We start from the raw sequence: 250 nt of genomic DNA, 5'->3' as shown, positions 1-250 counted from the left end.
CCTCAGTGGCGGTGCAATCAACTCACCGCAATTACTGATGCTGTCAGGTATTGGTCATCAAGATCACCTCGCAGAGCATGGAATTGACTGCCAGCACCACTTACCGGGCGTCGGTGAAAACCTGCAAGAGCATGTCGATGCCTGTGTGCTGGTCAAAAGTAAGAAAAAAGATGGCTTCACCGCTTCACTCGGCGGCCTGTTGCGTATGGCTCCCGATACACTGAAATACGTGCTGAAAAAGGAAGGCAAG

At 51.6% G+C, this 250-nt stretch carries 1 protein-coding gene; it reads left to right on the top strand.

Features of this window, described 5'->3' with window-relative positions; translation table 11 throughout:
• On the top strand, positions 1-250 hold a 250-nt coding region (locus tag ACYP03_RS27215; protein ID WP_459782833.1), incomplete at both ends, for a GMC family oxidoreductase N-terminal domain-containing protein.

Source organism: Photobacterium sp. R1, from assembly GCF_054600795.1.
This window is presented reverse-complemented; position numbering and strand designations above follow the sequence as displayed.